Here is a 26323-nt window from a genome sequence, read left to right as displayed (position 1 = left end):
TCAAACTCATGAGAACCAGGAAAATACCCTTATCTCTAACCTTATATAATATCTTCTATTACTGTTTTAAATTTCTATTTGTAGAAAAAGACAAAACCACACTACATTTTTATAAGAACACATAGCACTTTTATAAAAGAGTGAATTCAATTTGTGAAAAAATAATGAATTACGTTCAGAATAGGTGTAGTCTATAGTATTAGCTCATAATCTATTGATAGTAAAACTTTTATTTCATTTTAAAAAATAATGTACTAGGGGGAGATCATGATTAATACGTCATAATAAATAGACACAACCATTTTAATTAGTAATCAAATTAAAACCTATGAATACTCAAAAAAATGCAAGTATTAAGACAAAGATTATTATTCCCCGACCCCAATGTCTTTTTTAGACATAAAAGATTTTTCTCTTTTAAAATCTTAAACTAATTTTTTAAAACACACAATCTTAATTAATTAAAACTCAACACATGAAATCAAGGAAGAGTATATTCCTCCTTATTCCTTTTTTGTTGTTTTCGATACTCGTTAACGCACAAAATCAGAATGACCGAGAGAATATTAAAAAACAAACCGATTTACAAGCCCTACAAAAGATTATTAGCAGATCTAATACTATAAACAATGCCAATAAGGCTAAAGTTGCAAATCAAAAAGTACCTCTTACAAAGACCACAATAGATGGTCGGCTAGGAGTTTTTTATTCTTTTAATGAAAAAGGAGAACCCATTTATGCTTATGATGATAATGTCGATGCTGCCGCTTCAGGACGTACAAACAAAATTTGGACGGGAGGATCATCAGGTCTTAATCTTACTGGTGCCGGCATTGAAATAGGTGTATGGGAAAGTGGTTATGCCAGGCCGACTCATCAGGAATTTGGAGGCAGAGCTTCTAATGGAGGTGATGGAGGATCTGTTACTAGTCATGGAACACATACAGGAGGTACATTAATCGCCAGTGGTACCGATCCAGCAGCCAGAGGAATGGCCTCTGGAGCAACTGTCAAAAACTATACAGCCTCTGGGATGGTAACAGAAGCGGCTTCATTTGCTGCTGCCGGAGGAATTTTGGCTAATAATTCAAATACACCAAGTGGTTCGGCGGGAGTTTATGACGCTACTGCTCGTGATATGGATGAAGTTGCTCATAATGCTCCATTTTATCTGCATTGTAAATCTGCAGGAAATAGTGGGAATAATTATGGAGTAGTAAAAACAAACCAGCTGGCAAAGAATTTACTGGTTGTCGGAAATTGTAATGATATCCTAAACTATACAGGACCTTCTTCTGTAAGTATGTCTTCATCTAGTTCTTACGGCCCTTCTGATGATTGGAGAATTAAACCAGATATTACTAATAATGGTACTACGGTATATTCTTCTGATAATGCCAGTGATACAGATTATGGTAGTAAGAGTGGTACTTCGATGTCTACTCCAGCAACTGCAGGTACTATTGCTTTGTTACAGGAACACTATAAAAATATCAACGGAGTTTACATGAGAGCTGCCACAGCTAAAGGATTGATTATTGATACTGCTGATGAAATGGGAGCCAATGATGGTCCTGATTTTGCAAGTGGATGGGGGCTGGTTAATGCAGAAAGAGCTGCTCAGGTTATCAGTAATAATGGTAACACATCTATTATGGATGAGTTAACATTAAATAATGGAAGTACATATACCAGAACTATCATTTCTGACGGATCTACACCATTAGCTTTGACTATCGTATGGAACGATCCTGCTGGAGCAATTGGTTCAGGAAATACACCTGTATTGGTAAATGACCTGGATGTTCGTATAACTGGTAACAGTAATACATATTCTCCCTGGGTAATGGTACCTAATGGAAGCTTTAATAATTATAGTGATGCTGCGCAAAAAGGCGATAATTTTAGAGATAATGTCGAAAAGATAGATGCCGTTTTAGCTGCCGGAACATATACAGTTACAGTTACTCATAAAGGTACACTAACTAATGGTTCTCAGGCTTTTTCATTAATTGCTAATGGTGTAGTTGTTAGTACAGATACACAGGCTCCAAGTGTGCCAGCAAACCTTACTGCTTCTAATACTACTACTAACAGCACAGATTTGTCCTGGACTGCATCGACAGATAATGTAGGAGTTACCGAATATGAGATATTTCAAGGAGCTGCAAGTATTGGTACATCTGTAACCACCAGTTTTAGTGTAAATGGATTAACAGCAAATACTGGATATAGTTTTACGGTAAAAGCGAAAGATGCTGCAGGTAATGCATCTGGAAGTAGTAATGTAGTTAATGTAACTACATTAACACCTATCCCGGATACACAAGCACCTTCTACACCATCGGGATTAACTAGTGCGAATATAACGCAAACAACAGTCGATTTATCCTGGACTGCTTCTACAGATAATGTAGGCGTTACTGAATATGAGATATTTCAGGGCGGTAGTAGTATAGGAACATCGACAACCACTAGTTTTAATGTTACCGGTCTTACTGCTTCTACAGCATATAGCTTTACAGTAAAAGCTAAAGATGCTGCGGGTAATGTATCAGGGAACAGTAATGTTGCTAATATTACTACTACAGTATGTGCTGGGATTAACAGTTTTCCATACAGTGAGAGTTTTGAGTCTGATTTTGGAGTTTGGACCAATGCTACAGGAGATGATATTGATTGGACTAGAGATTCAGGAGGTACTCCATCGAGCGGTACTGGTCCTGCAAGCGGACAGGATGGTTCATTCTATCTGTATACCGAAGCATCGACCAATGTAACTCCGGCAGGTAGTCCAAATAAAGTTGCTTTATTAAATAGCCCTTGTATAGATTTAACAGGAGTTCCTAATGGATCATTAGAGTTTGGATACCATATGCAGGGAACTGCTATGGGTAATATGGAAGTTTTAGCAAGTACCGATAATGGAGTTACTTATACTTCAATCTGGTCAAAGAATGGTAGCCAGGGAGATGTTTGGAACCAAGCTACTGTTGCACTTACTTCCTACGCTGGATCTGTAATCAAGTTACAATTTAAAGCAACTACAGGATCGGGGTGGAGTAGTGATATAGCGATCGATAATGTGAAGATCATTTCTACAACACCTGACATCCAAGCACCAAGTGCACCGGGAAGTTTAGCAGCTTCTAATATTGGAGCAACAACAGTCGATTTATCCTGGACTGCTTCTACAGATAATGTAGGCGTTACCGAATATGAGATATTTCAGGGAGGTAGTAGTATAGGAACATCGACAACCACTAGTTTTAATGTTACCGGTCTTACTGCTTCTACAGCATATAGCTTTACCGTAAAAGCCAAAGATGCTGCGGGTAATGTATCAGGGAATAGTAATGTTGCTAATATTACTACCACGGCTACTCCAGGGTGTGCTGGGATTAACAGTTTTCCATACAGTGAGAGTTTCGAGAGTGGTCTTGGAGTTTGGACCAATGCTACAGGAGATGATATTGATTGGACCCGAGATTCAGGAGGTACTCCATCGAGCGGTACTGGTCCTGCAAGCGGACAGGATGGTTCATTCTATCTGTATACCGAAGCATCGACCAATGTAACTCCGGCAGGTAGTCCAAATAAAGTTGCTTTATTAAATAGCCCTTGTATAGATTTAACAGGAGTTCCTAATGGATCATTAGAGTTTGGATACCATATGCAGGGAACTGCTATGGGTAATATGGAAGTTTTAGCAAGTACTGATGATGGGATTACTTATACTTCAATCTGGTCAAAGAATGGTAGCCAGGGAGATGTTTGGAACCAAGCTACTGTTGCACTTACTTCCTATGCTGGATCTGTCATCAAATTACAATTTAAAGCAACGACAGGATCAGGATGGAGTAGTGATATAGCGATCGATAATGTGAAGATTATTTCTACAACACCTGACACCCAAGCACCAAGTGCACCGGCAAGTTTAGCAGCTTCTAATATTGGAGCAACAACAGTCGATTTATCCTGGACTGCTTCTACAGATAATGTAGGCGTTACCGAATATGAGATATTTCAGGGAGGTAGTAGTATAGGAACATCGACAACCACTAGTTTTAGTGTTACCGGTCTTACTGCTTCTACAGCATATAGCTTTACAGTAAAAGCCAAAGATGCTGCTGGTAATGTATCAGCAAACAGTAATGTTGCTAATGTTACTACCACAGCTACTCCAGGGTGTGCTGGGATTAACAGTTTTCCATACAGTGAGAGTTTTGAGTCTGATTTTGGAGTTTGGACCAATGCTACAGGAGATGATATTGATTGGACCCGAGATTCAGGAGGTACTCCATCAAATAATACCGGTCCTGCAAGCGGACAGGATGGTTCATTCTATCTGTATACCGAAGCTTCGACTAATGTCACTCCGGCAGGTAGCCCAAATAAAGTTGCTTTATTAAACAGTCCTTGTATAGACTTAACAGGAGTTCCTAATGGATCATTAGAGTTTGGATACCATATGCAGGGAACCGCTATGGGTAATATGGAAGTTTTGGCAAGTACCGATAATGGAGTTACTTATACTTCAATCTGGTCAAAGAATGGTAGCCAGGGAGATGTTTGGAACCAAGCTACTGTTGCACTTACTTCCTACGCTGGATCTGTAATCCAATTACAATTTAAAGCAACCACAGGATCAGGATGGAGTAGTGATATAGCGATCGATAATGTGAAGATTATTTCTATCATTCCCGATACACAAGCACCTACAGTACCTGCGAACTTAACAGCTGCTAATATTGCAAACACATCATTAGATCTTAGCTGGGATGCCTCTACAGATAATACAGGGGTTACCGGGTATGATGTATATCAAGATGGAGCAAGTATTGGTTCATCAACCACTACTACGTATAGTGTTAGTGGTCTTACTGCCAATACTAGTTATAGTTTTACGGTGCGAGCCAAAGATGCTGCAGGTAATGCATCTGCAAATAGCACTGCTGCTAATGCCACCACAACAAATGTTGTTCAATATACCTTAACGACCAATACGACAGGACAGGGAACTGTAAGTGGTGGTGGAACTTATAACTCAGGAACCTCAGTTACTGTTACCGCTACTGCTGCATCAGGATGGGATTTTAGTGGATGGTCTGGTGCCTTGTCTGGTAATACCAACCCGGGATCTGTGACCATGAGTTCTGATAAAACAGTAACAGCAACCTTTACTGAAACTCCAGTGATCAGTACATCAACAGAAAAGTATCGATTAACCTGGAGAGGTAACACATCCACGACTATGGTTGTAGGATGGAATCAAGTAACAGGAACCAATCCTGTGGTACATTATGGTACTACAGATTTTGGTAGTAATGCTGCATCATATCCATTTAACAAAGCTGTAGACAGAACTGTTTCCAGTAAAGGAATGAATAATAACTATGCAAGACTAACAGGACTTCAGGCAGATACTGCTTATTATTTTGTGATCAAGGATAGTGAAGGGGTTTCTAAGAGGTTCTGGTTTAAGACAGCACCTAGTGATCCTAATACTCGTTTATCAATTATTGCAGGAGGAGATTCGAGAAACAATCGTACTCCAAGACAGAACGCCAATAGACTGGTTGCTAAGATCAGACCACATGCGGTACTATTTGGAGGAGATATGACAAGTTCTTCTTCTAGTTCTCAATGGAAAAACTGGTTTGACGACTGGCAATTGACTATCGGTGCTGATGGAAGAATGATTCCGGTAGTAGCTGCACGAGGGAATCATGAAAGCTCTAATGATATCAGAGATCTTTTTGATATTCCTACTGCTGCAGGAGGAGAATATTATGCATTGAGTTTTGGAGGGAATCTGATAAGAACCTATACCTTAAACACAGAGGTAACCCCAGCAGGTACACAGGGAACTTGGTTGGCTAATGATTTAGCATCCAATTCTGCTAGTCACACCTGGGCTGTAGCTCAATATCATAGAGCAACCAGACCTCATGAACCTGGTAAATCAGAACAGAATGATCAGTATGAAGCATGGTCTAAACCTTTTTATACTCATGCCGTACAATTGGTGATGGAGAGTGATTCTCATGTGGTGAAACGTACCTGGCCAATCAAACCTTCGACAGGTTCAGGAAGTGATGAAGGATTTGTGAGAGTGGATACCGATCCAAAGAGAGCTGTTTATGTTGGTGAAGGATGTTGGGGAGCTCCCTTACGTAATGCTTCTGATACCAAAACATGGACAAGAGCTGCTGCATCGTTTAACCAATTTAAGTGGTTATGGATCGATAAGAATAAGATAGAGCTTAGAACTATTAAAGTAGATAATGCTACCAGTGTTGGGCAGGTGAGTGATAACAACTTGTTTGTTTTACCAACCAATATCGATGTTTGGAATCCTACAGGAGGTAGTCTTGTGACTATTGATAACCCGCATACTATCGCAGCTGTTGCACAAAGAAATGATACTTCATTGGCAGACGAGAACAGTGTTGTAGAGAAAGAACTGGAAATTTATCCAAATCCGATAGAATCTGGTGTATTACACATCAAATATCCTAATTATACTAAGGCCAATAGGTCTGAAGCTATCATTAGAGATATGTTCGGAAGGGTGGTTGATAAAGTATACTTTAAATCAGAAACAACAACCTATGCTATTGATAAATTAAATGCAGGGGTATATTTCATTGTTATTAAAACAAGAGAAGGAGAGGAAAGTAAGAAGTTTATTAAGAAATAGAATATCTTTCTTACTAGTAGTAAACTGCCTGAACAAGATGTTCAGGCAGTTTTTTTATTCTAAGAAGAGTTAATATCCCAAGATTTGCTCAACAAAATATCATTGTTTTTTTTAAGCTTGATGATTGATCAGATTATGAAGAAAGAAGATTAGTATGAAATTCATTTTCCATTTCACAGTGCCCAATCCTATAACTAACAAAAGTTGTAGCTCAATTCATTAAAAATTAAAGTAAGGAGAAAGAATATGACGTATTATATAAAGATAATTAACTGAACTTAATCTAGTATAACCCTCGGGGTTTATCCCGAGGATTATTTATGAAGTATAGTGATGAATGAATTATATAGTTTGAGGGTTTTTTCTGAAAGAAAGCTTCTTTAGATAACGTAAATTAGGACGATCAGCAATCATCACAAACAAGGGAATTAAACCATGAGGTAATCTAATCAACATTTCCCAGGTCCATTGACTGAATGAGTTCCATAAAAAAGCAACGTGAAAATGACCTACTAGTCGGGCTATAGCGGTTAACCCTCCCCATACAAAGGCATATACTAAAGCAGCATAAGATATCCTGGGAATAAAAATAGCAATGGCAACTACAAAATCAAGGATGCCTGCTGTTTTTAACATTAGATGTGCGCTAGGTTCGCTAATTGGCAAAGTGTTGAGTGTCATGTCAATAAAACTGCCTGGTCTAGGATAATATCCGATAGCATATAAACCATGACAACTAAATGTAAGAGCAATAGCAATAAGAGCAATTAAGCGTATTTTTTTAAATTCAATAGAGGTGAATAATACCATATAAAGAAGTACTGGAGTCATGAATTGAATTGTATATTCAAAAAATTGCCCAACATGTAAAAATTTCTCTTTACAATACAAGATTGCCAAAATAAAAAGTCCGATACTCCCTCCTAATAAAAAGAATTTACCGGTTTTTTTCATGTTAGGTTTTATCATTAAAGTAATGATAGCACAAATGAGATAAAAGACACCTATTGCTTTTATTGAAAAAGAAATTGTATTAGCAGCCGAGAGGCTGGTTACATAATCATTCCAGGCGATACCAAAAACATTTTCAATACTACTTTTTAGGATACTTTCGTCCCATAGAAAAGTTCTGTAGGGAGCGTCCCAAACAATGTGTTGGTAGGCTCTGCCTAAAAAAATAAGAAAAGTAGAGAGCTTTAAAATAGTAATTAATCTATGTTGTAAATCAGAAGATTGTGTCATGAGTTTTGTGTGATAGTTAATACTTTAAAAATATCGATTTATTATGATTTAAACCACTCAATAGTCAATAAATTAATTGATAAATATCATATTCTCGATTGATAGATATTGCACAAAAAATAATAACAAGCCCATATTTTTGAGCACATAAAATTATAAACTCAACACATTATGAAATCAAATTTTTTTAAGTATTTATTTACTTTTGCTTTAATTTATGGATTAGCTTCTTGTGAGAATGAAAAAACAGATATTCAGGATCAAAATGTTAATCAGGATATTAATAAAAATGACGAGACAAATCTAGGGAACATCTTTTTTGGACGAAAAAGTTCATCAGATTGTCATTTTGAGTATGAAGGATCAGAAGGTCCAGCATTCTGGGCTGATCTTTGCGGCGAGGATTGGAAAGATTGTGGAGGTAACGCACAGTCTCCAATTGATATTGTAACAGATGATGCAGATGATGCGGATGATATTAATAATATCAATACCAATTATACTACAAGTACTACAACTATTGTTAATAATGGTCATACTTTACGTTTTGATTATACTTCTGGTAGTTCGGCTTCATTAAACAATATTGATTATGATCTTTTACAGTTTCACTTTCATACTGGTAGTGAGCATACTGTAGATGGAAATAGATATCCTATGGAGATGCATTTGGTACATAGAAACCCAACTACTGGTTTGTTGGCAGTAGTCGGTATTTTCTTTACCGAAGGAGCAGAAAATGAAGTTTTGTCTCAGTTTATGGATAATCTTCCCAGACATAAGGACGAATATTACACAAGTAATGATGAGTATCATATAGCCGATATACTTCCTGGTAATATGGATTTTTATACCTATAGTGGTTCTTTAACGACCCCTGCATGTTCAGAAATTGTTACCTGGTATGTTGTTAAACAACCTATCCAGGCATCACATGCACAGTTAGAGCAATTTAAGCATATAATGCATGAAAATTTCAGACCAGTTCAAGCATTGAATGGTAGGGTTGTTAATACTAATAATTAGTATTTAGGTATATTATTTTTGATAGTTGTAAAAAGAGGTGCTGCCATTTGGTAGTATCTCTTTTTTCTTTAAGAATAAAAAAATAAAAATAAAAGTAGGGTATTTTAAGCTTGACTTGTTTTAGACAAACAAAACTCAACTTAAATATTATGATCAACACTCTTTTTCCTCATAAACGATATTCTTTTATGAGTTCCAATATTTTTGAAATGATTCCGGACAATGTTTCATCTTTGATAGAAGAAAATATAATTCCGATAAAACTAAAGAAAGGACAAGTATTGTTCTATGAAGGTACTATTCCCAGCGGAGTATATGTATTGAAAAAAGGAAAAATAAAAAAATACGCTACTGGGTTAAATGGTAAAGAACATATCTTTTACCTAATCAGAGAAAACGAAATTCTAGGCCATCATAACCTGCTCTGTAAAGAAGTGTATTCTCATTCTGCTGCTTGTCTTACAGATTGCCTACTTCATTTGATTCCTAAAGAAATCTTTCTGTCAATAATTGAAGATAATCAAGAAATACTTCAAGGCCTTTTAAGGAGTATTAGTCATGAATTTGGAGTGTTTATTAGTAACTCTAAGATCATGGCTCAACATAGTGTTAGAGAACGGACTGCTTTATCGATATTAAGACTAGATGAATTCTTTGAAGAAAAGGGTTGCTTCAAATTATCGAGAAAAGACCATAGTAACTTAATTGGTACTTCGATTGAATCTTTGATAAGGGTATTACATGATTTCAAAAAAGAACAAATTATAGATGTTGAAAAAAATACTATTCTCATTAAGGATACAAAAAAATTAATCACGGTTGCTAATTTTAGATAGTTGATTAATTTAAATGTAATGTTTTGATTATCAATAATTTTAAAAAAACTGATAAGCTGTGCTGTGTTTGTAAATAATTAACAAATATCAAATAAACAGTTGATATAAATCAATTATTTACTTGATGAATATGGACTTTTAATTCTAAGCATCTAATACTTTTGGCAAAATAGTAAACACAAATTCAACTTATTATGAAATCAAATTTTTTTAAGTATTTATTTACTTTTGCTTTAATTTATGGATTAGCTTCTTGTGAGAATGAAAAGATAGATATTCAAGATCAAAATGTTAATCAGGATATTAATAAAAATGACGAGACAAATCTAGGGAATATCTTTTTTGGACGAAAAAGTTCATCAGACTGTCATTTTGAGTACGAAGGATCAGAAGGTCCAGCATTCTGGGCTGATCTTTGCGGCGAGGATTGGAAAGATTGTGGAGGTAATGCACAGTCTCCAATTGATATTGTAACAGATGATGCAGATGAGGACGATGATATTAATAATATCAATACCAATTATACTACAAGTACTACAACTATTGTTAATAATGGTCATACTTTACGTTTTGATTATACTCCTGGTAGTTCGGCTTCATTAAACAATATTGATTATGATCTTTTACAGTTTCACTTTCATACGGGTAGTGAGCATACTGTAGATGGAAATAGATACCCTATGGAGATGCATTTGGTACATAGAAATCCAACTACTGGTTTGTTGGCAGTAGTCGGTATTTTCTTTACCGAAGGAGCAGAAAATGAAGTTTTGTCTCAGTTTATGGATAATCTTCCCGAACATGAGGACGAATATTACACAAGTAATGATGAGTACCATATAGCCGATATACTTCCTGGTGATATGGATTTTTATACCTATAGTGGTTCTTTAACGACCCCTGCATGTTCAGAAATTGTTACCTGGTATGTTGTTAAACAACCTATCCAGGCATCACATGCACAGTTAGAGCAATTTAAGCATATAATGCATGAAAATTTCAGACCAGTTCAAGCATTGAATGGAAGAATAGTTCGTTCTAATGATGATTAAAGGTTAAGTTTCCCCATCACTAACCTAAATTGAGAGGAGAGGTTGTCTTTAGAAATAAGGGGAACCTTTTCTTTATGATTAAGATAACGTATACTATTATATTTGTCTCTCTTTCTGCTATTAAGACACAATATAAAGTAGCCTTACCATTACAATAAATTCATGTTTTTTACGTTAAATTAACATAAAAGATGTTAATTTTTGAATCAAATGTCGTTTTTAAATAAGATTCACTAAATAATTATACCCTATGATTAGTGCTCTTTTCCCCAATAAGCAATATTCATTTATACATGAATCGTTTTTACAATGTATTCCAGATGATGTATTAGAAATAATTGAAGAAAAAAAAACTGTTCTTAAGCTTAAAAAAGGTCAGGTATTGTTTCATGAAGGATCAATCCCGACTGTGGTATATATATTAAAGCAAGGAAAAGTAAAAAAATATGCTACTGGGTTAAATGGAAAAGAACATATTTTTCATTTGGTAGGAGAAAATAGAATTCTTGGCCATCATAATATATTATGTAATGAAACCTATTCCCATTCTGCAGCTTGTTTAACAGAATGTACATTTTATTTAATTCCTAAACACATTTTCTTTTCGATCATAGAAAATAATCGAGACATGTTGAATCGTTTATTACAAAATATTAGTCATGAGTTTGGGGTGTTTTTAAATAATTCTAAGATTCTGGCTCAGCATAGTGTTAGAGAACGAACTGCTTTGTCTATCATAAAACTGGAAGAATTCTTTAATGAAGAATCAATTATGGACGTGGGAGTTAAATTATCCAGGAAAGACCACAGTAATATAGTGGGAACATCGATTGAGTCTTTAGTTCGAGTATTGCATGATTTTAAGGAGGAGAGAATTATTGAGATCCAAGAAAATGTAATTATGGTTAAAGACATGGAAAAACTAATAAGTATAACTAACCTCGTATAACAATGATTTCATGGTTGGTTAATCGTATAATTTCTTTACTAATTTCCCTATGCTAAGTCCTTGTATAATAATAGAAAATAGGACTACTACATAAGTAATATATAATATGATTTCTGAAGAAGGATTATCGGCTAAACTTAATGCCAATGCGATAGAAATCCCACCTCTTAAGCCTCCCCATGTTAATATAGTCACCGTTTTTATTGGGTTATTTTCTGAATGTTTCAACAAAGAATAGGGAATAAATACAGAAATGAATCTCGAAATCAATACAATCAGGATAGCTATACTTCCCAGGATTAAATGATCCAGATCAAATTTTAATAAATGAATGGCTAATCCAATAAGTACAAATAAAATACCATTAAATACATCATCAAGTACTTCCCAAATATCATTAAGCATTTTTCTGGTCGGACCTTTATTTGTAGCAATATTTAATTTATTTCCAATGATCATTCCTGCAACTACCATAGCTAATGGACCAGAAACATGGATGAGGGATGCAAATGCATAACCACCCATTACAATTGCCAGGCTAATCATTACTGCCAATTGAGGATTGTCTTTTACAGATTTGATAGATTGATATCCAATAAAACCAAGAAGTCCTCCATATAATATTCCGCCAATAGCTTCTTCAAGAAAAAGCTTGCCTATTTCAGAGATTATAGAGCCTTCTATAGGGTGCTCTCCCATTCCCGCAAGAATCAATATTGCAGAGAAAACGACAACCCCAATACCATCATTAAAAAGTGATTCTCCTTCAATTTTAATGCCAAGGCTTTTAGCAATATTCGCCTTTTTAAGAATAGCCATTACTGCTATTGGATCCGTAGGGGAAATCAATGCACCAAATAGTAAGGCATGTAAAAAAGGAAGCTCAAGACCAATTAATTGTGCAGTTCCAAAGGTTAGTCCACCTACAATAAAGGTTGAGATTAATACACCAAAAGTTGCAAATAGAAGAATGGGCCATTTTTCTTTAGCTAATTCGTCAATATTTACGTGTAACGCTCCTGCAAAAAGAAGAAAACTTAAAATTCCATCCAAAAGTAAAGATCTAAAATCTGAGTTGGTAACAATGTCACAAAAAAACTGATAGAATTCTGGGATAATACTTTTGCTAATGGTTATGATTAAGATTGTAGCCAAACTCATCAGCATCAACCCAATAGTAGTAGGTAGTTTGAGCCACTTATAGTTCACAAAGTTGAAGAAAGCAGCGATAGCAAAAATGATGCTGAAAGATTGTAACATGTTTTCTAAGGTTTTATATTAATATATTTTTGAAGGCCTGTGTAAATCCTTAATGGTATTAACATCAATTCGTAATTGATACCAATCTTCTAATTGTACGATACTACCGGTAAGCAATGATGGCTTTCCGATGTAGGGTAATATCTTTTTGTTGATAGGATTTCCCTTGAGATCTGTAATCAGATAATATTCTGATATATTATTTTCATCTGTAGTAGCCAACACAGGCGGAATCCCTCCAGAAATACATAGTACGGCACAGCTTCTATGAATTTTTCCTTTTCCGGGTTTCATCACTCCAAAATAACATTTGGGATCAATGATTTCTCCTTTAAGTTCCATGTTTTTAACCAATGATTTTATTTCAGGTAATCTTTTTGAATTTGCTTTTTCTACCAATGTTATTTTCTCATCGTTTGTGATTTGCAATAATGTCTTTCCATTATAGTAGATGAGATTACCTTCAATACTTAGCATACTCCCGGATAATTGAGATACTTCATTTCTTATTTTTTTTAGAAATGGATTAGCACTGGATTTTCCAAAACCAAGTAGCAGTATATTTTTAAAAGTATCTTCTGCTGTTTTAACTTTTAGCATAGGATAGGGCATTTCATGATAAACCCCCATGATTTTGGTATTGGTCGTAAGTTCGAATGAGCTGTTCTTAAAAGTATTTTGTGTAAAAGCAAAAGTAACAGCTATGGTTATAAGAGCTAGTATACCAAAGAGTACAAAGCTCTTTATTGTTTTTTTTGTTTTTGTAGAAACATGATCAACGTATCCGATGTAAAAATCATCCTCTTTATTTTCCATAAATCTAATGTTTAAAAGATGATAGGTTCGACCTCGGTTCCTTCTGCAAGGGCTTCTGGTAGAACGTATATTTTATTATTGTCATTTTTAAGTCGATAGGTGGTTATTTTTTCGGTAAAAGGAGGTGGTGATTGCCCATTGTGAGGTAGGTATTGATATCCATGCCAGGGGCAAGTAACGCATCCATCTACTACTTTTCCTTCGCCAAGAGGGCCGCCTTGGTGCTTGCATACGTTAGAGATAGCAGATAATTTATTATCGTATTTAAAAACTGCTATTCGTTCTTTGTCTACAATAAATATTTTGGCTCTGTCTTCTGGTATTTCATCAATATCACATATATATTCCCATCCGTTTTTGATATGTTGAGTTTTAATTTTATCTGCTTTGGTCTCCTTTATTCCGGTTACCAAATGTAATGTAGCAATAGTTATAAACCCTAAGCTCATAATAGCAATAGACCCTATTGATGGTTGCTGTTGTAAAGCACCCAGAAAAACATGTAGAATTATCAATCCATAGGCTGGATATACCATCATATGTAAGCGTTTCCATGTTTTAGGAGAAAGGTTTTTTAGCCAGAAATCATGACTGGTTGCCGCCATTAGAAATAGAATGACCAATGCAAAAAAACCTAATACCTGAAAAGGAAAATTTGCGAGGGAACCATAATCCATATTAGATGTAAAAATGGCATAGATAGGATTTACATTTCCTAAAGAATGAAATTGAAAAATTGAAAACCCGCCATGAACCATCGCGGCCAAAAACATACTTACTCCCAGATGTCTACGGTTATATAATAAAGGCAAAAATCTGGAATTTAATCTGGCGAGAGGTCCAATAGCTAATATGATATGCAATAAAGCAATTGCCAATGTCCCAAAAGCTCGTATAATTAATGTTTCTACACTTGTCCCATTATTAGTGATTATAGTAATTCCTATGAAACATAAAAGATAGATAAGTATACTGATTACGATCCATTTATCATAGATCTTTTTGTTTCGATTCCAAAGGACTGGTTGATAATTTACTCCCATTATAATTCTATATTAATAATGTCATTTTTCTTTATTTCATCATAAACTCTTATACTTCTGATCTTCTTATCGATTTCAAAAGTGTATACTCCTTTCTTATTTATGGTTCCTAAATAGGTATCTTTTTTATGATTAGAAATACCATATATAAGTGATGAAGCACTTTTTAAAGGTCTCTTCAGAATGATTTGAAGCGAGTTGAAGGAACTTTGTTCTTTTATACTAATAAAAAAATTATCATCTTCTATAACTATACGTTCCCCGGATAGTGTAGAGGTTAATGATACATCACCATCTGTGAGTAAAGGTTCCTTAATACTCTTAATAGATAAGATGATTACTACTGGCATGATAATGATCAGTAATATCCATATAATTTTATGCATTTTTCTTAATCCTGAAGTCATGAGTCGATTCTTGATTTATTAATTATTTTCAAAAGAAGAATAGGCCAAAGACCTATTGCTCCCGGAACCAGTAATAAACGAACTGTCCATTTGCTTTCGGTAATTAATTCATCTAATTGAGAAGCACCTTTGATGAAAAAATAGATTCCGAATAAAAAACCTATTCCAAAATACAACCCTAAAAAGCTTACTATAATCTGAATTACTATTGTCATAACTAAATAAGATTTACATCTGTTATTACTTCAAGAAGAGCAGGGCCATTATGGTCTCTTAATTTTTCCATAGCAGTAGGTAGATCTTCTAATTTTTCTATTCGTATTCCTAAAGCACCACAATTCTCTGCATATGCAGCAAAACTTGGGTTATGGAGTGACGTTTGCCAGACATCTAATTCTGCAGCACGTTGTTCTTTAGAGATTTTACCAAGTTCAGAATTGTTTAATACGATATGCTTAATATTCATATTGTATTTTACTAATGTCGAAATCTCTGCCAGATATTGTCCCAAACCTCCATCTCCTGATACAGACCATATGGGTCTCTCATGCCCTTGTGCTGCCCATGCACCCATAGCGGCGGGTAATGCAAATCCTATGGATCCTAAATAACCAGACATTAAAATGGATTGGTTTTTGGGTTCAAAATATCTTCCGAAAGAGTAAGTGTTGTTTCCGACATCTACAGCAATTACTGCATTTGCAGGAGTTATTTTATTCATTGCATCAAAAACAGCAATAGAGCTTAGTCCTTTACTACTAGAATCTTCGAGACGACTTTGTTTTTCTTCTTTCCAAAGTTTCCAGCGTTCGTCTATTTCTGGTTTTTGATCTATTGTATTTGTTTTGCCTTTTGTCTTTTCGGTAAGAATATTTAGTGTTTCTGAAATTTCTCCCCATAAGGCGGCATCAACTTTATGAAATTTACTTAATGCCATTGGGTCAAAATCTACCTGGATAATAGGTTTTTTTGGGGTGATACCGGTATGATTAGAAAAAGAAGCTCCAAAGACGATAAGCAGATCACTTTCGTTCATAAACCAGGAAGCAATAGGAGTACCACTTCTACCTAAAACACCACACCCTAATTCGTGATCATCTGCAATAAGTCCTTTTCCTTTAAATGTAGTAATCACAGGACAATTAAGAGTCTTGGCATAATCAATAATACTAGTCATATTAAAACGAGCTCCATGGCCAACAATGATAACGGGTCTTTTTGCCGAAAGAATCATATCACTCGCTCTATTGACCATTTCTTTTGGTGGAGAAATACCAAAAGTGGTAATTCTGTTTTCTGGAGTTTGTGGTTTTGCGTTACCAGGTTTTTTACTGAAAGCAACTTCATCAGGAAAAGTTAAGTGCGAAACATCTCTTTTAATAAGTGCAGTTTTAACTGCTAATGCCATCAATTCACTATGGTTAGAATTTTGATGAACAGCGTGATTAAATTCTGCTACAGAATCAAATGCTTTGGTAAGATCTACTTCCTGAAAAGCTCCGGTGCCAACTACTTGAGTATTTACTTGCCCTGATAGTGCTAATAGCGGCGCACGATCTACTTTAGCATCCCACATACCAGTGAACATATTGGTTGCTCCGGGGCCTGCGATTCCAAAACAAGCAGCGGGTTTACCAGTTAGTTTGGCATACCCTGAAGCAGCAAATGCTGCTGCACCCTCATGGCGAATACCAAAGAAGCGTAATTTACCTTCCTTTTCCTGTCTTCGCATAGCATCTGCAACACCAAGATTACTATGACCTACCATTCCAAAAACAGTATCTATTCCCCAGTTAACCATGGTTTGAATCATAACATCAGAAACGGTCTCTTCGTGAGCAGGTTCTTCAGGAATACCTACATAAATAGCATCACCTTCTTCTTTAACATCAAAAGTAGTTACACCGTCATCATAACCTCCGGGAGGAAGTCCTGTACATGGATCAAAATCCCAGCCATGCCAAGGGCAACGAAGCAAACCGTTTTCTATAGACCCTTCTCCTAGTGGCCCTCCCTGATGAGGACATCGGTTATCCAATGCAGAGAATTTTCCTTCAAAATGGGTTAGGCATACACCTTGGTGACCAGCAGTAACGGTTTGAACCCTTCCTTCAGGAAGTTTATCTTTATTACTGAGTACTTTATACCATACTATTTCTTTTTCTGAAGTCATGATCGATTATTTTTAGGTGTTAACATTTGTTATTAAATTGATCTTGCCTGATTTTTACCGCTCTAAATGAATATACAATTAGCGCAATCAAACCTAATAAAGCACTAATAATGCCTGCTATGGTAATATATATTGCAGAATCAAAACTGGTTTCTACGCTTTTATATACTCCAGAAATTAGTGCAGAGATCACAAAACTGGCCACAGCGACATATAAGAAAACCATAGCGCTGTTTAATAATTTAAGTTGCTTAAGCTTACGTTTTATGAGGACTTCCTTGAGTGTTACTTCTACAATTAAAGTTTTAATCTCGGTACTGAGATTGACTAATAGATTAGAAGTAGATAATATCAAAAGCCCAATACCTGGTATTATGGTAGCCGGGATATACCAATGTTCCATAGTATTTAATTTTTATAGGCCGTAAATGCTTCTTCAAAAAAGGTAATAACTGTAGCTTTATTTACTCCAGAAATAGGTAAAACAGCGCCTTTAAACTCTGCATCATACCATTTTCCTGTTGTTAATGGTTTGAAATCGGAAGTACCCAGGCTATCATGACCTTGATACCCACTGATATAGAAATAATAATCATTGCACATCGTATCAGGAATGGCAAGTCCTAGACCTATGGCAAGGCCAGATTCGTCTTCTAATGAGGCAAAAGCCCCTGTGTCAAAGTGGTGAGGCCATATTCTAATCTCAGAATTTAGTAGATTGTTTTGTAGAAATTCTTGGATAGCAGATTTGGATAATTTTCTAAATGCTACCAGTTCTCGTAATCTACTTATATTTTTCAGTGTATAGATGTAGTCATCTGTTATCGTATAAGGCAGCTCATAATGCAGAGCATAGGTATAAGGTGTATTGATATTGCTATCTTTTGCCATACGTCTTATCCATTGCAAAACTTCTGCATGTGAAGTACCATCTAATTGCAATGTCTTTGTTAAGTTATGACTGTTCCATTCTAAAGCGAAAAGATTATAATTAAGAGACAGTATATCTTTAGATGAATTAAGAGGTCTGGTATATAAAGTTCCTTTCTCTATAGAAAACCCCAGGTTAGTATGGCTATCATCATTTTTCTTTTCTAGAAAGCTAATCCCCGCAGCTGCCAGATATTGCGCTGCTAAATGCATTTGAGTGGTCATGTTTTGTTGATTTATTAGTTTATCAGGTCAATTTGTTTTCAATACTTCAGAAATTTTCATTTTTGAAGTAAGGCCTATGTCTACCATTTTATACTGGCGTTTTAATCTGTAATGTTTCAATTTTAGACAATACCAGCATAATTAATACCTGCTAATCGGTACATGTTATAATCATAAGTAGAGAGGTCATCATGATTAAATTTTGAAACATCATCATATCCACAAGCTCTTGCAATTACCTTTATAAGGTCATTGGTCGCGTCAAAATAATTATGTAATTGTTTAGCAGAAGATTCTATAATCATTCTGCTTCTTAAAGATTCTTTTTGTGTTGCAATCCCTACTGGACAATTATTACTTCCGCAAGCACGCATCCCCAGGCATCCAATCGCTTGCAGTGCAGAATTGGATACGGCAATAGCATCTGCTCCCAGCATCATTGCTTTTGCAAAATCTTCGGCAATACGAAGCCCCCCGGTAATGATTAGTGTTACATCGGTTGCACCTACTTTATCCAGATATTTTCGTGCTCTTGCGAGTGCAGGTATGGTAGGAACATTAATATTATCACGCAAAATAGTAGGAGCAGAACCTGTTCCTCCACCACGACCATCAAGAATAATGTAATCTACACCTACATCTAATGCAAATTGAATATCTTTTTCGATATGACTGGCAGCAATCTTAAAACCGATTGGGATACCACCAGTTCGTTCACGTACCTGATCTGCAAAAGCTTTAAAATCTTGTACACTATGAAAATCCGGAAAGGTTGCAGGAGAGATTGCGGTCTGTCCTTCCTGTAATCCTCTAACTTCTGCAATCTCTTTACTTACTTTACTTCCTGGAAGATGCCCTCCTGTTCCTGTTTTAGCACCTTGCCCTCCTTTAAAATGAAAAGCCTGTACTTTATCTAATTTGTCCCATGAAAATCCGAATTGTGCCGAAGCTAATTCATAAAAATATTTGGTGTTATTTTCCTGTTCTTGTGGTAGCATTCCACCTTCTCCCGAACAGATACCGGTTCCTGCCATTTCTGCCCCTCTGGATAATGCTATTTTTGCCTCTCGAGAAAGCGCTCCAAAACTCATATCACTTACGAATAGAGGCATATTAATGGTTAAAGGCTTTTTGGCTTTAGAACCTATTATTACTTTGGTGGCTACTTCTTCATGGTCTAATAAAGGCCTGTTGGCTAATTGAGCAGGTAAAAATTGGATATCATTCCATTTTGGTAGTGTATTTCGATCTACTCCCATTGATGCAGAGAATCCATGATGTCCCAGGTTTTTCAAACCATTTTTTGCTAATTCTTTGATGTACCCAGTATATGGTTCTGTATCTTCAGGATGAGTATCCGCATAAGCACCAAGATATTCTTCACGATTAAATGGTTGCGGGTGATCTTCAATATAGGAATTGATTTCAATTTCATCTACATAGAGGTTACCTCCTTCAACTTTAGTACTAAATTTATGTAAAACCTCACTGTTGTTATATTCAGAAACACCAGAATCGTATCGATAATCCCAACCATGTACTCCGCAGATGAGGTTATGTCCATCAATATGTCCATCTGCCATAAGCGCTCCTCTGTGTAAACATCTCCCATATAATACAGAAATGTCATCATCATACTTTATAATGACCAAATCTAATCCATTTACTAAGGCATGAGCGGGTTCTTTATTTTCTAAATCGCTAAGTTGTGCTATTAAGACAGGTTGCTTCATCTATTTTTTTATTAGGTTAGGTAGAATTTATTTTGATCTTGATCAGAATAAATATTGTATTTGGTCTCAAAACTTTAGCAAGACTTTCATCTGTTCATAAAATTTGTTTTTATTCTGCAGATAAAACTGACTAATAATCACTTCGTTATTGGTGTTAAATTATTTAAAAAAACAGACTTTATTATAAAGTCAAATAGATCTCCATATAGACTATTAATAACCTGTGTTGGCAATAAAATAGATTATTCTTCTAGCTCATTATAGAGGGTTAGTTATTAGTAGTATTGTTAAAAATACTCAATTTTAAGAATACTACCGTATAATTGTTTTTGAAAATTATCTTGAGTAAAATCTTGTAATTTCATTGACTATCAGTAAAGTAAAAGATGAAGGAGTGAGGTTTTTGTGTAGTATCCTAATCAAATTATAATAGTTATTATTGCTTTCTCAAGATTAAGAATTCGTTATCAGTCCTCTTTATTTCTGAAACATCCTTAACCATAGTTTTACAATTAATCAAAGCTATGGTAAATATTTCTTAAACCTTATAGTTTTACAAATAGTAAAATATTGTTCAATTTTGAATCATAAAATTTACTAATTGTAAAAAAATTGAAAAAAATTAAGTTCTCTAACCTTAAATTTATTTTACATGCCTGTATAGCTTCTTTTGGAGCATACTTTTGTATGTATGCCTTTAGAAAACCATTTAGTGTTGCTACTTTTGAGAACCTTTCTGTCTTCAATATAGACTACAAAATCATATTGATTATTGCTCAGGTATTGGGATATACCTTATCAAAGTTTTTTGGAATTAAAATAATTTCAGAATTAAAAACAGGGAAGCGTATATTTTATTTAATAGGACTAATTTTTTTGGCAGAATTAGCATTACTATTTTTTGCAATACTTCCGAGACCATACAATGCAATTTCTTTATTTTTTAATGGATTACCATTGGGAATGATATGGGGTATTGTGTTTTCTTATTTAGAGGGACGAAAATTCACAGAAATACTTGGGGTTGCACTATGTTCCAGTTTTATTGTATCTAGTGGAATTGTAAAGTCTATTGGCTTATATCTTATGAATACCTGGGAGATCTCTCAGTTTTGGATGCCTGCAGCAACAGGGGCATTATTTATAGTCCCATTGTTATTTTTTGCATGGTTGTTAGAAAAACTACCTGGTACTACTGAAGAGGATAAGAAAATGCGTTCTGTACGTGTACCAATGTCATCCAAAGATCGTAAACATCTATTGTTTTCTTTTTTTATACCAATTATAGGAATTGTAGTGTTTTATATGATCTTAACTGCATTTAGGGATTTTAGAGATAATTTTGCCCGCGAGCTCTGGGATAGTATCGGTTATCAGGGTGACATATCTGTGTATACCGCTTCAGAAACTATCATTGCTATAGTAGTCTTATTAATCTTAGGAAGCACATTTTATATCAAAAACAATGCAAAAGCATTGTATATCTATCATCTTTTGATTTTAACAGGTATCCTGTGTATTGGAGTTTCTACACTTCTATTTCAGTTAGAGATATTGAACCCTTTTATCTGGATGGTGATTTGTGGTTTTGGACTCTACATTTGTTATGTTCCCTTTAATTGCTTGTTTTTTGATCGATTTATAGCAGCATTCAAAGTAAGAGGAAATGCAGGTTTTTTAATCTATATCGCAGATTCTTTTGGATATTTAGGCAGTATATCTGCTTTATTATATAAAAATTTTGGACAAGCAAATTTAACATGGTTAGACTTTTTTATTTACGGAGCATACGGCGTAACAGTATTAGGAATTTTTTGCATTCTGGGATCTTTGTTTTATTTTAAAAATGCATATCAAACCCGATTAAAAACTATACAAACAGAATTATACTATGAAAAAATATGACCTCATTGTTATAGGAGGTGGAGTGCTGGGTACGTTTCATGCATATCATGCGCTACAAAATGGATTGCAGGTAGCCTTACTTGAGAAAAATAAAATACCGCAAGGAGCTACGACTCAAAATTTTGGGCAAGTGGTTCCATCTGGGATGAATACCAAATGGCAGACCTATGGTAGAGAAAGCTTAAAAATCTACAAAGAGATTCAGCAACAATTCGATATTACACTTCGAGAAAATGGATCCGTTTATCTTGCTTCAAATCCAGAAGAAGTACAACTTATCGAAGAACTACATCAAATTAACAAGAACAACCAATATGCCTCAGTAGTATTAACCAAGGAAGAATGCCTGAAAAAATACCCAGGATTGCGATCAGATTATATACAAGCAGGATTATTTTTTCCAGAGGAAGTTACCGTAGAAGCTCGGGAAATGATCCATCGATTGCAGGATTTTATGGTGAAACATATGAATCTGACCTATTTCACAAATCAAAATGTAATCTCTTGCGAGGAAACAAATACAGGAGTACGAGTTATCTCTTCTTCAAAAGAAATTTTTGAAGCAGAGAAAGTGATCATTTGTAATGGAAACGAGTTTAAAAACCTGTATCCAAAGCTTTTTAATGAAAGTGATCTCGAAGTAACAAAATTACAAATGCTTCAAACTAAACCTCAATCGAGATATCAATTGCCAGGAAATATATTAACAGGTTGGTCTATTAGACGATATGAAGCATTTACCGAATGTGGGTCCTTTGCAGAAGTTAAATCTCAAGAAGATCCGGATTCACTTCAGAAAAAATGGGGAATACATATGTTGTTTAAACAGGCACCAGATGGATCAGTAATTATTGGAGATTCTCATACATATGCCGATGCAAAGCATATAGAAGATTTGGGGTATGATTTAGATATGAATATAGATGATTTTATGATTACCGAAGCACAAAAAATCATTGATTTACCGACCTATGATATTCAACATCGATGGTATGGAATGTATTCTCAATGTAAAACAAAAGATATATTTCAGAAAACGATAGGTAGCAATATCCATATTATTACCGGAATCGGAGGCAAAGGAATGACAGGAAGCGCTGGCTTTGCAAAAGAAAATAGTATTAGAATTTTTAATTTATAAATATGAATAAAAAAATAGAACTCGCTGTTTTTGATATGGCTGGAACCACAGTAGATGAAGATAATATCGTTTATAAAACAGTACAACAAGTTATTAATGACGAAGGGTATGATATAAGTTTGGATAACGTACTTGAATATGGAGCAGGTAAAGAAAAACATCAGGCAATAGTTGATATTTTGACTAGTGTGACTTCTTGTGAAGAAGTAAAAAGTACTGCAAAAAGAGCATTTTCTAATTTTAAACCTATTTTAAAAAAACTATATAAAGAGTTAGATGTTGTAGCTTTTGACAGGGTTGAAGAGTTATTCGATATATTAAAGAATAATGAAATAAAAGTAGTTCTTAATACAGGATATGATTCAAAGACAGCAAATCAACTTATTACGAAATTGGGTTGGAAAAAAGGAGAACATTTTGATGCACTGCTCACAGCAGATGATGTAACCAATGGTAGACCGCATAAAGAAATGATTTGTAAAGCAATGAAAATGTTTGATGTTACAGACGCTTCTAGAGTATTAAAAGCTGGAGATTCTGGGATTGATATTGAAGAAGGTAAAAATGCTGATTGCGGAATTACGGTTGGTGTTTTAACCGGAGCGCAAAATAGAGAACAACTAGAAAAAGCTAAACCAGATTATATTGTAAATGAGTTAATAGAGTTGATCAATATTATATTTTATTAGAATAACGTTTTAATTGTTTGTTTATGAAAACCGCCTTATGGCGGTTTTTTAGTTTTCCTTGTCTAAAAAGAAATATAAAACAATCATTTTAGATGGTGTTTCTCCACGATTAACAGGCACGTGAGGAATCCGCCCGTCAAAGAAAATCGAATCTCCTTCTTTCAAAAGAACTTCTTCATCTCCAATAATATAATGGCATTCTCCAGTTAGGATATATTTAAATTCATAAGCATCGGTCTCTACTTTATTACGTTTAGAACCTGGTTGGATTTCCAAAAAAACAGCTTCAAAACCAATAGAAGACAGCTGTTTGCCAAAAATATATTTGTAGCTAAACCCAATAGCATCGTCCTCTTTTTCAATGACACTATACTCAGAAGCTCTGGTGACTAAAAACTTAAAATTAGTCTGACTAGGCATCCCATTAAAAAAAGCAGGAATCTCTATATCGAGTGCTTTGATGATATTTAACAAAACAGGTAAAGAAGGTATGGTTCTTCCATTTTCAATTCGAGAAATAAGTCCATTGCTAACCCCTGCTTTAGTGGCAATTTCATTAATGGTATTTTTATCGCTTTTGCGAATTTCTTTTAGACGTTTACCGATACCTATTAAATAATCTTCCATTTGTTTGTAAATAGTAAATAATAGTAGAACAATATTCTTAAAAGGAAAGACAAAGAAAATGTTTCTGATCGTAATATCAGGGAAATAACTAGTATTATTTAACAAATTTATTGTTGCTTCTGATTTAAGAATTGAAATGGTAATAGCAGCTCTATCTTCTTTGATATGCTACATATAGTTTTTCTGATTTACTATGTTCTTTGTCAGAAGAATAAATGTGTTGTAATATGATATTTATCATGTTTTTTCTAAGACACAATACTTTTATTAGCGTTGTGAATTCTCAATGGATATACATACTCATCTATTTGCACTTTCTCATCAAGAGAAACCCAGAATAAGGTTTACCTAACCTTACGCCTATTTATTTCCTATTAATCATTTTAACGCTATAATTTATGCCTAGATATCATTCATTGGGAGAGATCCCTCATAAAAGACATATCACTTTTGATAACCCTAAAGGAGGGTTGTATCAAGAAGAATTATTTGGAACAGCTGGTTTTGCCGGGATGTCATCACTTATCTATCATCTATACCCTCCCACAGTAGTTTCAGAAATTAAAAGAGGTAAAGATGTCACTCCAAAAATTGCTATCGATAAAAACATGAAAGCAATGAGTTTTCAGGGATTTTCACTTCCTAAAGGAGAAGAATTTCTGGAAAGCAGAAAAATACTATTTACAAATAACGATTTAAAGATAGGTCTGGCTGCTCCCATAGCATTTTCGCAAGATTATTTTTATAGAAATAGTGATGCAGACGAAATGTTATTTATCCATGTTGGTTCGGGAACATTAAAAACAATGTATGGTAATATTTCTTTTAAATATGGAGATTATTTGATCATACCAAGAGGAACAACTTATCAGATAGATTTTGATACCGAAACCAATAGAATATTATTCATCGAATCATCAAGTGCAATAGAATCACCTAAACGTTACAGAAATAATTACGGGCAGTTTTTAGAACATTCTCCGTTTTGTGAACGTGATTTTAGATTACCACAAAATTTAGAAACTCATGATGAAAAAGGAGAGTTTAAGATCATTTCTAAAAAACAAGATGTATTATGGGAATATACCTATGGCAATCATCCTTTTGATGTAGTTGGTTGGGACGGATTTAATTATCCATTCGCTTTTTCAATTTTTGATTTCGAACCTATAACGGGGCGTATACATCTGCCACCACCAATACATCAGCAATGGGAAGCAGCAGGATTTGTAGTCTGCTCTTTTGTACCGCGATTATATGATTATCACCCTAAAGCAGTTCCAGCGCCTTACCATCATAGTAATATTGATTCTGAAGAGTTGCTGTATTATGTAGATGGCGATTTTATGAGCAGAAATAATATCCAAAAAGGTCAGATTACACTACATCCAGGAGGTATTCCTCACGGGCCTCATCCGGGAGCAATAGAACGAAGTGTTGGTAAAAAATCGACAGAAGAACTTGCGGTTATGATAGATCCTTTTAATCCTGTTATGATTACAGAAGAAGCAATGAATTTACAAGTAGATGATTATTATAAATCCTGGAAAACCGAATAGGGTTTTC

The 26323-nt window shown here is 34.8% G+C and carries 20 protein-coding genes; 9 read left to right on the top strand and 11 right to left on the bottom strand.

Translation table 11 applies throughout. The features are described from left to right. Positions 1–475 precede the first annotated feature (475 nt). Positions 476–6703, top strand: a complete 6228-nt coding sequence (locus AAFU52_RS03860) for a fibronectin type III domain-containing protein (RefSeq protein WP_438425579.1) — start codon at positions 476–478, stop codon at positions 6701–6703. Between the two features lie 342 nt (positions 6704–7045). Here AAFU52_RS03860 and AAFU52_RS03855 read toward each other — a convergent pair whose 3' ends face one another. Then, positions 7046–7945, bottom strand: a complete 900-nt coding sequence (locus AAFU52_RS03855; protein WP_024771790.1) for a hypothetical protein — start codon at positions 7943–7945, stop codon at positions 7046–7048. 171 nt (positions 7946–8116) lie between these two features. Here AAFU52_RS03855 and AAFU52_RS03850 point away from each other — a divergent pair, with 171 nt between their 5' ends. The 4 genes from AAFU52_RS03850 to AAFU52_RS03835 all read left to right on the top strand — a co-directional run bounded on the left by AAFU52_RS03850 (position 8117) and on the right by AAFU52_RS03835 (position 11808). Beyond that, positions 8117–8971: a carbonic anhydrase gene (locus tag AAFU52_RS03850; RefSeq protein ID WP_438425576.1), complete on the top strand. Its 855-nt coding sequence runs from the start codon at positions 8117–8119 to the stop codon at positions 8969–8971. A 188-nt stretch (positions 8972–9159) separates the two neighbouring features. Further along, on the top strand, positions 9160–9807 hold the full coding sequence (locus AAFU52_RS03845) for a Crp/Fnr family transcriptional regulator (RefSeq protein WP_438425574.1): 648 nt from the start codon (positions 9160–9162) through the stop codon (positions 9805–9807). 194 nt (positions 9808–10001) lie between these two features. Then, entirely contained in the window at positions 10002–10859 is an 858-nt protein-coding gene (locus AAFU52_RS03840; protein WP_438425573.1) for a carbonic anhydrase, read from the top strand. Positions 10860–11109: 250 nt separating this feature from the next. Beyond that, on the top strand, positions 11110–11808 hold the full coding sequence (locus tag AAFU52_RS03835; protein ID WP_438425571.1) for a Crp/Fnr family transcriptional regulator: 699 nt from the start codon (positions 11110–11112) through the stop codon (positions 11806–11808). Positions 11809–11826: 18 nt separating this feature from the next. On the opposite strand, the gene AAFU52_RS03830 is transcribed toward AAFU52_RS03835, so the two are convergent. The 9 genes from AAFU52_RS03830 to AAFU52_RS03790 form a co-directional block, all read right to left on the bottom strand. Beyond that, on the bottom strand, positions 11827–13068 hold the full coding sequence (locus tag AAFU52_RS03830) for a cation:proton antiporter (RefSeq protein ID WP_438425568.1): 1242 nt from the start codon (positions 13066–13068) through the stop codon (positions 11827–11829). An 18-nt stretch (positions 13069–13086) separates the two neighbouring features. Further along, positions 13087–13884 carry a hypothetical protein gene (locus AAFU52_RS03825; protein ID WP_438425566.1) on the bottom strand — a complete coding sequence of 266 codons (798 nt, stop codon included), beginning with the start codon at positions 13882–13884 and terminating at the stop codon, positions 13087–13089. A gap of 11 nt (positions 13885–13895) precedes the next feature. After that, positions 13896–14927, bottom strand: coding sequence for a Rieske 2Fe-2S domain-containing protein (locus tag AAFU52_RS03820; protein WP_438425564.1), 1032 nt, complete (start codon positions 14925–14927; stop codon positions 13896–13898). Then, positions 14927–15334: a hypothetical protein gene (locus AAFU52_RS03815; protein ID WP_438425562.1), complete on the bottom strand. Its 408-nt coding sequence runs from the start codon at positions 15332–15334 to the stop codon at positions 14927–14929. Before AAFU52_RS03815 ends, AAFU52_RS03820 begins: the two co-directional genes overlap by 1 nt. Next, on the bottom strand, positions 15331–15549 hold the full coding sequence (locus tag AAFU52_RS03810; RefSeq protein ID WP_438425560.1) for a hypothetical protein: 219 nt from the start codon (positions 15547–15549) through the stop codon (positions 15331–15333). The genes AAFU52_RS03815 and AAFU52_RS03810 overlap by 4 nt, the downstream gene beginning before the upstream one ends. 2 nt (positions 15550–15551) lie before the next feature. Beyond that, positions 15552–17507, bottom strand: coding sequence for a thiamine pyrophosphate-binding protein (locus tag AAFU52_RS03805; RefSeq protein ID WP_438425558.1), 1956 nt, complete (start codon positions 17505–17507; stop codon positions 15552–15554). Between the two features lie 19 nt (positions 17508–17526). Further along, complete coding sequence (locus tag AAFU52_RS03800; RefSeq protein ID WP_438425555.1) at positions 17527–17910, bottom strand: DUF2721 domain-containing protein; 384 nt, start codon at positions 17908–17910, stop codon at positions 17527–17529. Positions 17911–17915: 5 nt separating this feature from the next. After that, complete coding sequence (locus tag AAFU52_RS03795; RefSeq protein ID WP_438425552.1) at positions 17916–18662, bottom strand: hypothetical protein; 747 nt, start codon at positions 18660–18662, stop codon at positions 17916–17918. 122 nt (positions 18663–18784) lie between these two features. After that, on the bottom strand, positions 18785–20395 hold the full coding sequence (locus AAFU52_RS03790; RefSeq protein ID WP_438425550.1) for a glutamate synthase-related protein: 1611 nt from the start codon (positions 20393–20395) through the stop codon (positions 18785–18787). A 612-nt stretch (positions 20396–21007) separates the two neighbouring features. Between AAFU52_RS03790 and AAFU52_RS03785 the strand changes: the two genes are divergently transcribed. Genes AAFU52_RS03785 through AAFU52_RS03775 form a run of 3 tightly spaced genes read left to right on the top strand, consistent with a single transcriptional unit; the run spans position 21008 to position 24130 of the window. Beyond that, positions 21008–22300, top strand: a complete 1293-nt coding sequence (locus tag AAFU52_RS03785; RefSeq protein ID WP_438425548.1) for a DUF5690 family protein — start codon at positions 21008–21010, stop codon at positions 22298–22300. Next, positions 22287–23441 (top strand): TIGR03364 family FAD-dependent oxidoreductase, encoded by a 1155-nt coding sequence (locus AAFU52_RS03780; RefSeq protein WP_438425546.1) that lies wholly within the window; start codon positions 22287–22289, stop codon positions 23439–23441. The genes AAFU52_RS03785 and AAFU52_RS03780 overlap by 14 nt, the downstream gene beginning before the upstream one ends. A gap of 2 nt (positions 23442–23443) precedes the next feature. Next, a complete protein-coding gene (locus tag AAFU52_RS03775) occupies positions 23444–24130 on the top strand; it encodes a phosphonatase-like hydrolase (RefSeq protein WP_438425544.1) in 687 nt (228 codons plus the stop codon). A gap of 48 nt (positions 24131–24178) precedes the next feature. On the opposite strand, the gene AAFU52_RS03770 is transcribed toward AAFU52_RS03775, so the two are convergent. After that, positions 24179–24757: a helix-turn-helix domain-containing protein gene (locus AAFU52_RS03770; RefSeq protein ID WP_438425542.1), complete on the bottom strand. Its 579-nt coding sequence runs from the start codon at positions 24755–24757 to the stop codon at positions 24179–24181. A 398-nt stretch (positions 24758–25155) separates the two neighbouring features. Between AAFU52_RS03770 and AAFU52_RS03765 the strand changes: the two genes are divergently transcribed. Then, entirely contained in the window at positions 25156–26316 is a 1161-nt protein-coding gene (locus tag AAFU52_RS03765) for a homogentisate 1,2-dioxygenase (RefSeq protein ID WP_438425540.1), read from the top strand. Positions 26317–26323: the final 7 nt, after the last annotated feature.

The organism is Aquimarina macrocephali (assembly GCF_051627225.1).
Taxonomy (GTDB): Bacteria; Bacteroidota; Bacteroidia; order Flavobacteriales; family Flavobacteriaceae; genus Aquimarina; species Aquimarina macrocephali.
This window is presented reverse-complemented; position numbering and strand designations above follow the sequence as displayed.

Excerpts from the sequence above, each read along its gene's own strand:
- AAFU52_RS03860 (WP_438425579.1), top strand. The coding sequence starts at position 476 with ATGAAATCAAGGAAGAGTATATTCCTCCTTATTCCTTTTTTGTTGTTT.
- AAFU52_RS03855 (WP_024771790.1), bottom strand. The coding sequence starts at position 7,945 with ATGACACAATCTTCTGATTTACAACATAGATTAATTACTATTTTAAAG.
- AAFU52_RS03850 (WP_438425576.1), top strand. The coding sequence starts at position 8,117 with ATGAAATCAAATTTTTTTAAGTATTTATTTACTTTTGCTTTAATTTAT.
- AAFU52_RS03845 (WP_438425574.1), top strand. The coding sequence starts at position 9,160 with ATGAGTTCCAATATTTTTGAAATGATTCCGGACAATGTTTCATCTTTG.
- AAFU52_RS03840 (WP_438425573.1), top strand. The coding sequence starts at position 10,002 with ATGAAATCAAATTTTTTTAAGTATTTATTTACTTTTGCTTTAATTTAT.
- AAFU52_RS03835 (WP_438425571.1), top strand. The coding sequence starts at position 11,110 with ATGATTAGTGCTCTTTTCCCCAATAAGCAATATTCATTTATACATGAA.
- AAFU52_RS03830 (WP_438425568.1), bottom strand. The coding sequence starts at position 13,068 with ATGTTACAATCTTTCAGCATCATTTTTGCTATCGCTGCTTTCTTCAAC.
- AAFU52_RS03825 (WP_438425566.1), bottom strand. The coding sequence starts at position 13,884 with ATGGAAAATAAAGAGGATGATTTTTACATCGGATACGTTGATCATGTT.
- AAFU52_RS03820 (WP_438425564.1), bottom strand. The coding sequence starts at position 14,927 with ATGGGAGTAAATTATCAACCAGTCCTTTGGAATCGAAACAAAAAGATC.
- AAFU52_RS03815 (WP_438425562.1), bottom strand. The coding sequence starts at position 15,334 with ATGACTTCAGGATTAAGAAAAATGCATAAAATTATATGGATATTACTG.
- AAFU52_RS03810 (WP_438425560.1), bottom strand. The coding sequence starts at position 15,549 with ATGACAATAGTAATTCAGATTATAGTAAGCTTTTTAGGGTTGTATTTT.
- AAFU52_RS03805 (WP_438425558.1), bottom strand. The coding sequence starts at position 17,507 with ATGACTTCAGAAAAAGAAATAGTATGGTATAAAGTACTCAGTAATAAA.
- AAFU52_RS03800 (WP_438425555.1), bottom strand. The coding sequence starts at position 17,910 with ATGGAACATTGGTATATCCCGGCTACCATAATACCAGGTATTGGGCTT.
- AAFU52_RS03795 (WP_438425552.1), bottom strand. The coding sequence starts at position 18,662 with ATGACCACTCAAATGCATTTAGCAGCGCAATATCTGGCAGCTGCGGGG.
- AAFU52_RS03790 (WP_438425550.1), bottom strand. The coding sequence starts at position 20,395 with ATGAAGCAACCTGTCTTAATAGCACAACTTAGCGATTTAGAAAATAAA.
- AAFU52_RS03780 (WP_438425546.1), top strand. The coding sequence starts at position 22,287 with ATGAAAAAATATGACCTCATTGTTATAGGAGGTGGAGTGCTGGGTACG.
- AAFU52_RS03775 (WP_438425544.1), top strand. The coding sequence starts at position 23,444 with ATGAATAAAAAAATAGAACTCGCTGTTTTTGATATGGCTGGAACCACA.
- AAFU52_RS03770 (WP_438425542.1), bottom strand. The coding sequence starts at position 24,757 with ATGGAAGATTATTTAATAGGTATCGGTAAACGTCTAAAAGAAATTCGC.
- AAFU52_RS03765 (WP_438425540.1), top strand. The coding sequence starts at position 25,156 with ATGCCTAGATATCATTCATTGGGAGAGATCCCTCATAAAAGACATATC.